The sequence below is a fragment of the Alkalicoccus saliphilus genome, from assembly GCF_003044065.1.
Taxonomy (GTDB): domain Bacteria; phylum Bacillota; class Bacilli; order Bacillales; family Salisediminibacteriaceae; genus Alkalicoccus; species Alkalicoccus saliphilus.
In genome coordinates, this window is record NZ_PZJJ01000015.1 from 66,535 (window position 1) to 76,087 (window position 9,553).

Genomic DNA, 9,553 nt, shown 5'->3' on the forward strand with positions numbered 1-9,553 from the left:
TCCTGAAGTGCTGATTCGTAAGTTATGCTGTGTTGTCGGAGCCGAAGAAGTTTTTGAACGCCTGCAGGGTTGTCGCGCGGTTCAGCGCAGCAATTGAAGTCGTTAACGGAATATCCTTCGGGCAGGACTCCACGCAGTTCTGTGAATTCCCGCACTGGGCAAGTCCTCCGTCCCCGTCCATAATTGTCGTCAGACGCTCTGCTTTATGCATTGCACCTGTCGGATGGGCATTAAACAGCCGGACCTGGGAAAGAGCTGCCGGACCGATAAACTGCGACTTGTCGTTTACGTTTGGACACGCCTGCAGACATACACCGCAGGACATACACTTGGAAAGCTCATACGCCCACTGGCGTTTTGCTTCCGGCATACGTGGTCCCGGTCCGAGGTCGTACGTACCGTCGATAGGTACCCACGCTTTAACACGCTTCAAAGATTCAAACATACGGCTTCGGTCGATCGTCAGGTCACGCATTACCGGGAACGTATTCATCGGCTCCAGACGGATTGGCTGCTCCAGCTTGTCCACAAGAGCGGTACAGGACTGGCGCGGTTTACCGTTGATTACCATGGAACATGCTCCGCACACTTCCTCCAGGCAGCTGGCATCCCAGGCTACCGGTGTGGTGTCTTCGCCTTCCTTTGTTACCGGATTGCGGCGGATTTCCATCAGGGCGGAAATGACGTTCATATTCGGGCGGTACGGAATGGAGAAATTCTGCTCATACGGTTTGCTGTCCGGATCTTCCTGACGGAGAATGATCAGCTCTATCGTTTTTTGCTCTGTTTCTACACTCATGCTTTTTCACCGGCCTTTTTCTTAGAAGTATAGTCGCGCTTACGAGGCGGAATGAGCGACACGTCTACATCTTCATACTCAAAATCCGGAGACTCCGTATTCGGATTGTACTTGGCTTTAGTTGTCTTCAGCCAGTCTTCATCGTTTCGTTCCGGGAACTCCGGTTTATAATGAGCTCCGCGGCTTTCGTTCCGGTTATAGGCACCGAGCGTAATTACGCGGGCCAGGTTGAGCATGGACTTCAGCTGTCGGACAAACATCGCACTCTGGTTCGTCCACTTCGCTGTGTCTGCAAGATTGATACGCTCATAGCGCTCAAGCAGCTCCTGAATCTTGGCGTCTGTTTCTTTCAGACGTTTATTGTCACGGACTACGGTTACGTTTTCTGTCATCCACTGACCGAGTTCCTTATGAATTTCAAACGCGTTTTCCGTACCGTTCATATTCAGTACATGATCGAAAAACTCCCTGTCCTTTTGCAGCTGACGTTCAAAAATAGAATCCGGAAGGTCTTCTGCAGACTTTTCAAGGTTTTCGATATATTCCTGTGCCTTTGGTCCGGCCACCATTCCACCGAAAATAGAGGAGAGAAGAGAGTTCGCACCGAGGCGGTTCGCTCCGTGAATGGAATAATCAACTTCACCGGCTGCAAAAAGACCCGGAATGTTAGTCATCTGGTTATAGTCAACCCAGAGTCCACCCATGGAATAGTGAACAGCAGGGAAAATTTTCATTGGAACTTTGCGGGGGTCATCCCCCATGAACTTCTCATAGATCTCCATGATGCCTCCGAGCTTGAGATCAAGCTCTTTTGGATCCTTATGAGATAGGTCTAAGTATACCATATTTTCGCCGTTAATTCCGCGCTTAAGGTCTACACAGACGTGGAAAATCTCACGAGTTGCAATGTCACGCGGAACGAGGTTTCCGTAGGCTGGATACTTTTCTTCAAGGAAGTACCACGGCTTGCCGTTTTCGTCATACGTCCAGACCCGTCCACCTTCGCCGCGTGCGGATTCACTCATTAGACGAAGTTTGTCATCCCCCGGTATAGCAGTCGGGTGAATCTGAATGAACTCCCCGTTCGCATAGTAGACACCCTGCTCGTAGACCGCTGCTGCAGCGTAGCCTGTATTGATCATCGAGTTGGTGGATTTACCGAAGATGATTCCCGGTCCCCCTGTTGCCATAATAACGGCGTCCGCCCGGAATGCTTCAATTTCAGAAGAGTTCAGGTTCTGGGCGGTAATTCCACGGCATGTGCCTTCATCATCGAGGACAGCGTGCAGGAATTCCCATCCTTCGTACTTCGTAACAAATCCGTTCGCTTCGTGGCGGCGCACCTGCTCGTCCAGCGCGTAAAGAAGCTGCTGGCCGGTAGTTGCTCCCGCGTAGGCTGTACGGTGGTGCTGTGTCCCTCCGAACCGGCGGAGCGAAAGCAGTCCTTCCGGTGTACGGTTAAACATAACGCCCATACGGTCGAGAAGATGGATAATTCCCGGAGCTGCTTCCGCCATTGCCTTCACCGGCGGCTGGTTGGCAAGAAAGTCCCCGCCGTAAACAGAATCGTCAAAGTGTTCGTCCGTGGAATCTCCTTCCCCCATCGTGTTGAGTGCCCCGTTAATACCGCCCTGGGCACATACGGAATGGGATCGTTTTACCGGCACGACGGAAAATAGCTTCACGTGCTTGCCTTTCTCTGCTGCCTGAATGGTTGCCATCAGCCCGGCCAGACCGCCGCCGACAACAATAACATCGCCTTTACTCATTTATAAGACACTCCTTCTTTTGTTATCCTAGAATACCTGCGAATGTAAGGATGGACTGAAGTCCAATGAACGTAAGTGCCAGGAAGATACCGGCAGAAACATATGTAGCCACCCGCTGGGATTTATGTGATACAGTAATGCCCCACGTAACCGCAAATGACCATAGACCGTTTGCAAAATGGAATGTTGTCGCTGTAATACCAATAATGTAAGCGATAAGTGCTGCTGGATTATCTACGATATCCGCCATCATCTGAAAATTAACTTCCGCACCGAGTGCTGCTGCTATTCTCGTTTCCCACACGTGCCACGAAACAAAGATCAGGACAAGAACACCGCTTATTCGCTGAAAACGGAACATCCAGTTTCTGAAGTACCCGAAACGCTTTGTGTTGTGACGTGCTTGGAAGGCGATATACAGGCCGTAGACGGCGTGGAGAATGATAGGAATAAAGATGAAGAATGCTTCCAGGAAGTAGACGAACGGTAGATTACTCATAAAATTTGCTGCCTGATTGTAGGCTTCTTCCCCGCGTGTGGCGAACCAGTTGACGGTTAAATGGGCCACCAGGAATCCCCCGATCGGGATTACTCCCAGGAGTGAATGAAGCCGCCTGAAAATGTACTCGCGATTTGTTGACATCTGCCTTTTCCCCCTAAACGATGATTTCGAACGATGCTGCCGGACAAACGCCCCTTCCTGAATCAATAAAAATTACAGTGAAATACAGGAAGCGTTTATCGGAAGATTGTGAACAATGTTTATTCTACTCCCCTGAACCTGCCTCGTCAAGAAAGCGTATTCACAGTTTTATAAACTCAAAAAGGCTGTCTGGGCGGTCAGATCGATCGTTTTTCGTAATAAATTGTATCATATATTCTGGTATATTTGAGCGTTTTCGTGAAATATTGTGCAAATATTCTTTTCTGCGTTAACCGGCTAAAAGAAATAGTTAAGTGCCCTGCGTACTGTTGATAAACTATCTGTATATATCGGTTTACCCCTCCCCTCCTCCACCTTCGCAGCCTGATTTACGGACGGGGAGCGATGGTGCCTATGATAAATCAAAAAGCCCTGCCGGCGTCAGGGCTTTTCATATATTCGGGAGGTTGTTTTTATCTATCCGATAATAATTCTCTCTGTCGGATAGCGGTAATGGGTCTTTTTCTCTTCTGCACGGATGGCGAAAAGAAATGCTACAAGTCCGACACGTCCGATCAGCATCAGAATCATCAGTGTAATCTGACTCGCCTGGGAAAGGTCCGGGGTGATACCCATGGAAAGCCCGACTGTTCCGAACGCTGAGCTCGTTTCAAAAATGATTGCCATCAGGGCGAAATCCCCGCTTCCTTCAAAAGCAGAAATCATAATTACCGAAGCAAACAATCCGACGGCAAATACCGATAGGACGATAAATGCCTTCTGCTTATCCTCCGGATGAATTTCCCGCCCAAAGACTTTTACGTCACTTCGTCCGAGTGCAAAACTGCGGATGGTCAGGAACATCACTGCAAGTGTCGTCGTACGTATCCCTCCTCCTACACTGGACGGACTCGCCCCAATAATCATCAGTCCGGACATAAGGAGAAGACTTGCGAGCGTCAGTTCATTCATATCCATCGTGGACAGCCCCCCGCTTCTTGCCGTAGCGGAATTGAACATCGAGAAAAACAGCTGCTGATGCCACGGCATTCCATCGTAAAACTCTGTGCGTTCTATCAGCCAGAGCCCTGCACCACCGATCGCGAAAACGATAAAGTACGTTGATACGGCAATCTTCGTAAACAGGCTGAAACGGAAGTGCGGATTTTTGGACGAAAAATATTCTTTAATCTCCATTAAAACCGGAAAACCAACCGCTCCGGAGAATATCAGCAGTATGTGTACGAGCTGCACGAAGTAGTCATCCACAAAAGGAACGAGCGATTGCCCGGTTATATCAAATCCTGCATTCGTAAAAGCTGCAAGCGCACTGAACGTTCCCTGGTAATAAGCTTCGAACGCGGTATCAAAATAATTCAGGTAGTATGTGCCGAGAATCAGGGCACCGATCAATTCTATCGCAATTGCGACGCCGAGAATCCCCCGCATGAGCTTAACGAGCCCGGAAAAGGAAATCTGGTTCTGGTCGACCATAATGAGCATCCGCTGCGAAAGTGGAATTTTCCGCCCGAGTACCATCCATACGAATGTTCCAAGCGTCATGACTCCTATACCACCGAGCTGAATCGCCAGAGCGAGAATAACGATTCCGATCCAGTTGAACGTCTCCGAAACGTTAATAACCGTCAAGCCGGTGACACTCACTGCACTGACTGACGTAAACAGTGCTTCAGAATAAGAGACTGAAGTCCCTTCCTGTGTAACAAAAGGGAGAAAGAGAAGCAGACTAAAAAAGAACATTGCCACCACATAGGATACGACAATGGTCCGGAAAGGACTTAAAAATTTATTTAAACCAAGCCGCATTTGCAACACCATACTTTCCTTTACATTCGCGGATTAGTATATCACGTAACTTTTCGGACTGCTATGCTGAAACAGACATTTTCCGGAAAGTACGGCTTGTCCCCCGCTTTTGTTTTTTTAATAGTCTGCCGAATAAATGTTATGATGCATACCAATATCAGTAAAATAGATTAATAAGTATGGCTTTTGCTGGAGACGGAATCTCCCCCCTTGGCCTGACTTCCGCTCCTTCTTTTTTCGGTTATTGACACAGAGAAGGTCCCCGATTTTTCCAGTGTAAAAATTCAGCGGTCTGCAGAAACATTTCAGCAGAGCCTGTGATAAAAGCAGCGATCGCTGACATTGTGTATGATAAAATAATGCTGCTGTCTCTACTAATTTTAAAAAGGATGATTGCCGATGTCACAGAATTCCCGGGACACTGTTCCTGCCTACAGCTATGATATTCTCCGACATGAACTTCTTCCTCTTCTGCTAGGAGAAGAGGAAGAAATGATTCTTTACTGGGCAGGAAAATCCCTTGCCAGGCGCCTCCACCTCCAGTCGCAGGAAGAACTTGAACGTTTCTTTAATGAAGCAAACTGGGGCAGGCTGACATTAGTAAAAGAAAAACGTCATGGACGTCTGTATGAAATAGAAAGTACAGGAACCGATCCTTCCCGTCCATTTACGCTGGAAGCCGGCGTTATCGCACAGGCTGTCGAAAAGGATAAAGGACTGCTTGCAGAAGCCTCCTGCACCGTTTCCAAAAAAGCGCCCCTGATTCTTCACATAGCCGTCGAGTGGGATAAAAAAGATCCTGTTCATGAGGCCCGCTGACCCCTTTCGCCAGAAGCCCTGAAAGTCTGCCGTTCGGAAGCTGTGTTTTTCTTCGGCTGTCAGCAGCGAACACAGCGGTTAATCAAAAGGTTTCAGGCTGGAATGGGGCATTTTTTCATGTTAACGCCTGTTTTAATGCCCCCTTCGAAGAAAACCTTCATTAAAGCGGATTTTCTCTTTGCACATTGGTAGTTCAGCGGGTAAACTACATATAAACCCTGCACTTCCTGAAAGGAGTGGTTATGATGGAGGAAAAACGACTTCTGGAACTGATTGAACAGTATTCGAATGTTTATTTGTTTGCTACTAAACGCCTGGACCGGGTGCTCGTGAATCGTGCCATGAACATTTCACTGGAGCAGTTCAGTATTCTTCGGGCGCTGGACAGCAGCGGATCCCTTACTGCTAAACAGCTCGCGGAAACGATGGATGTCCACAAAAGCGCTGTTACAACTAAAATTGCCCGGCTGGAAGAAAGAAAGTTAGTCACACGCGAAGCAGATGATATGGACCGGCGGAGCTTTAACATTACACTTACTGATGATGGCCGGAAAGTACTCGAGCATAGCCGCCAGGCAGTAACAGATTTTATCCGCCCCTACTTTGAGCAGCTTGATGAAAACGAGCTTGAAAGCTTTTTGAACGTGTACGAAAAACTTAATACCATGCTTTTAGAGGAAAAAGACTGATGCACCGGTGGTTATATGTACTGCCTGCTGTCTGGGCCGCTGCGGGACTCTGGCTCTTTTTCAGCAGTCCGGACATGGAGGAGCTGGTAAGAGAACGGGGGCAGTTTGATATTCCTGACGAATATCAGACTGCCCTTACTTCTGACATCCTGGAAAGAAACGAAGGGGCGTCCGGGGAGGATATTCTCCTCGTTTACCATGACCAGGATGGTTTATCTGATTCGCAGCTTGCTTCTGTTGAAGCCGGGCTTGAAAATTTCCCGGCAGAGATAGAAGGTTTTCCAGTCGAAGAGATTACCTCCCCTTTTGAATCGGAGGAAAACGACGCTCTTTTCAGTGAAGACGGGACGACCCTGATGGCCGTCGTGTCCATGGATATGACGATCAACGATGTCCCCGAAGTCCGCAGTGAAATAGAGAGGCTCGCTGAAAGTGACGAAGCCGAATCTTTTGTAAGCGGCGCAGCCATCGTGGAGGATGACGTAATTATCAGTTCCGAGGAAGGGCTCGCGACTACAGAAATTATTACGGTCGTCTTTGTTATTACGATTCTGCTGTTCGTTTTCCGTTCCGCCGCAGCTCCTCTCATTCCACTTATTACCGTCGGGGCTGCTTATTTTACGACTGTACCAATCGTGTCGCTGCTGATCGAACATATGAATTTTCCGGTATCCAATTTTACTCAGATTTTTATAGTCGCTGTTTTATTTGGTATTGGAACGGACTACTGCATCCTGCTTCTCAACCGTTTCAAAGAGGAACTGGCTCTCCGGGACAACCGGATAACCGCAGTGAAACAGACTTTCCGTGCCGTCGGGCCAACGGTTTTTTCCAGTGCCCTGACCGGCTTTATCGGATTTGCTGCTATCGGTCTGGCAGACTTTGACTTGTACCAGTCAGCAGCCGGTGTCGCTGTCGGCATCATCATGCTCGTCCTCTCCCTTGCTGTCTGGGTGCCTGCTGCTCTGCTTCTTCTCGGCGAAAAGGTTTTCTGGCCTTCACGGCGTGCTCTGGACGCTTCCGACAGCAGGATATGGCTTGGACTCGGACGTTTTTCCATGGTGCGCCCCGGCTGGACGTCGCTCATTTTAATTGTTCTTCTTCTTCCGTCCATCTGGTTTTATGATCAGCGGCTTTCGTTCCATTCGCTTGATGAAATCGATGGAACGACAGAATCTGTTCAGGCAATCGAGCTCGTAAGCGAACGCTTCGGAACAGGCCACTCTTTTCCGGCCAGAATTGTCATTGAGTCAGAAGAAAGATGGGATGAAGCCGACCGGCTCCCCCTGATCGAACATCTCTCCTCCCAGATTGCCATGCTGGAGGAAGTCGATGAAGTACGCAGTTTCACCCGGCCGGACGGCCATGTTGTCGAAGATTTCCGGGTGCCTGTCATTGCAGGTGAACTCGCTGAAGGAGTAGAAGAAACGGAAGAAGGACTGACAGACATTGCAGATGCTCTGGAAGAACTGGAGGAAAACCTCGATAATGAGCAGGCCTCGGCTGACGAGGCGGCAGAAGATATAGACGAACTGGCTGATGGGTCAGAGCAGCTTCAGGAAAGTCAGCTGGATATCGCTGACGGCATCGGTGAAACAGGGGGAAGTGCAGAAGAACTTGTCTCTGCCCAGGAGGAAATTGCTTCCGGTATGGATGAGGTCATCTTCAGCATCGAGCAGATCAGTCTGAACCCGGCTCTCGATCAGGAAACACTTTCCGCTCTCGAAGAGCTGAATGCCGGCCTCCGTGAGCTGCAGTCTGGACTCGATGAGACAGCAGAAGGAACCTCCTCCCTCGCTGAAGGACAGGGGGAACTGGAAGACGGAGCGGAGGAGACGGCGCAGGCCCAGGAAGATATCACCAGCGGACTTCGTGAAACAGCCGACGGTTTCCGGGAAGTTGGAGAAGGGTTTGCAGAAATAGCAGAAGCTGTCGGCGACATTCTTGAAGGTGTCGAAGAAATCGAAGAAGGTCTCGGGGAAATTTCCTCGCTTCTTGCAGAGATGGAAAATCAGAACAGCCATCCTGTCGAAGGGTTTTTCGTACCGGAAGAAGCAGCAGACGAGGACGAATTTACCGAACTTGCCGACCTTTACACAACTCCGAATCGTCAGACTGCCCTGTTTGACGTTGTCCTGGCAATCGACCCGTACAGCAACGAAGCTATGCAGACAATCGCGGAAATCAATGAACAAACCGAAAGAGTTCTGGCATCTTACCCGGAAAATTATACGTATTCCCTCGGCGGACTTCCGGCTTCCAATGCCGACCTGTCCGAAATTTCGGATCAGGATTTCTACCGTACAGCTGTCATTATGCTCAGTGGAATCTTTCTCGTGCTTATTTTCATGCTCCGGTCCTTCGTGATGCCTGTTTATATACTCGCATCGCTTATCGGTACCTACATCATTTCCATGGCCGTGACAGAGCTTATTTTCGTAACGATTCTCGGTTATCCCGGCATCAGCTGGGCTGTTCCGTTTTTTGGATTTGTCATGCTCATGGCGCTCGGCGTCGACTATTCCATTTTCCTTATGGCCCGTTTTGCAGAAAATATGAATGGATCCGACGTGGAATCCGCCCTTCTGGAAGCGATGAAAAAAATCGGCACGGTTATTTTGTCGGCAGCCATAATTCTTGCCGGCACGTTCGGTGCTATGATGCCGTCGGGAGTGCTTTCCCTCGTACAGATAGGAACACTCGTCCTGACCGGCCTTCTGCTTTACGCTTTCGTGATGCTGCCTTTGTTTGTGCCTCTCATGGTAAAAATGTTCGGAAACAGCAACTGGCTCCCGTTTAAACCACCGGGTCAAAAGCAGGCGAAATAGACTTCCGCTGACACATTAATAATAAAAGCCCGCCGGAATTCATCCGGCGGGCTTCCAGAGTGTTGATTAAGTCTTGGTTTCAGAATAATTATTCTTCTGAGCGTATAGCTTTCTCCTGCACTCCCCGGCGGAAGCTTGCCGTGGGGCTCGTCATCAGCTATTTTCCAGCCCTTCGGCCA

General features: G+C 49.2%; 8 protein-coding genes. 3 read left to right on the top strand and 5 right to left on the bottom strand.

What is annotated here, in order from left to right:
• Positions 1–22 precede the first annotated feature (22 nt).
• From sdhB to C6Y45_RS10210, 4 genes are all read right to left on the bottom strand, one after another.
• Positions 23–799 carry a succinate dehydrogenase iron-sulfur subunit gene (gene sdhB / locus C6Y45_RS10195; protein ID WP_107585124.1) on the bottom strand — a complete coding sequence of 259 codons (777 nt, stop codon included), beginning with the start codon at positions 797–799 and terminating at the stop codon, positions 23–25.
• The gene (gene sdhA, locus C6Y45_RS10200; protein WP_107585125.1) at positions 796–2,568 is read right to left on the bottom strand and encodes a succinate dehydrogenase flavoprotein subunit; all 1,773 of its coding nucleotides are present in this window, start codon (positions 2,566–2,568) and stop codon (positions 796–798) included. The genes sdhB and sdhA overlap by 4 nt, the downstream gene beginning before the upstream one ends.
• Before the next feature lie 22 nt (positions 2,569–2,590).
• Entirely contained in the window at positions 2,591–3,211 is a 621-nt protein-coding gene (locus C6Y45_RS10205; RefSeq protein ID WP_107585126.1) for a succinate dehydrogenase cytochrome b558 subunit, read from the bottom strand.
• Between the two features lie 477 nt (positions 3,212–3,688).
• Positions 3,689–5,038, bottom strand: a complete 1,350-nt coding sequence (locus C6Y45_RS10210; RefSeq protein ID WP_107585133.1) for a TrkH family potassium uptake protein — start codon at positions 5,036–5,038, stop codon at positions 3,689–3,691.
• A gap of 399 nt (positions 5,039–5,437) precedes the next feature.
• On the opposite strand from C6Y45_RS10210, the gene C6Y45_RS10215 reads away from it, so the two are divergent.
• The 3 genes from C6Y45_RS10215 to C6Y45_RS10225 all read left to right on the top strand — a co-directional run bounded on the left by C6Y45_RS10215 (position 5,438) and on the right by C6Y45_RS10225 (position 9,374).
• A complete protein-coding gene (locus C6Y45_RS10215; protein ID WP_107585127.1) occupies positions 5,438–5,857 on the top strand; it encodes a DUF2507 domain-containing protein in 420 nt (139 codons plus the stop codon).
• Between the two features lie 245 nt (positions 5,858–6,102).
• Positions 6,103–6,546, top strand: coding sequence for a MarR family winged helix-turn-helix transcriptional regulator (locus C6Y45_RS10220; protein WP_160058299.1), 444 nt, complete (start codon positions 6,103–6,105; stop codon positions 6,544–6,546).
• Positions 6,546–9,374 carry an MMPL family transporter gene (locus tag C6Y45_RS10225; RefSeq protein WP_107585129.1) on the top strand — a complete coding sequence of 943 codons (2,829 nt, stop codon included), beginning with the start codon at positions 6,546–6,548 and terminating at the stop codon, positions 9,372–9,374. The genes C6Y45_RS10220 and C6Y45_RS10225 overlap by 1 nt, the downstream gene beginning before the upstream one ends.
• Here C6Y45_RS10225 and C6Y45_RS17540 read toward each other — a convergent pair.
• On the bottom strand, positions 9,356–9,553 hold a 198-nt coding region (locus C6Y45_RS17540), incomplete at its 5' end, for a hypothetical protein (RefSeq protein ID WP_160058302.1). The two genes, C6Y45_RS10225 and C6Y45_RS17540, sit on opposite strands and share 19 nt — an antisense overlap.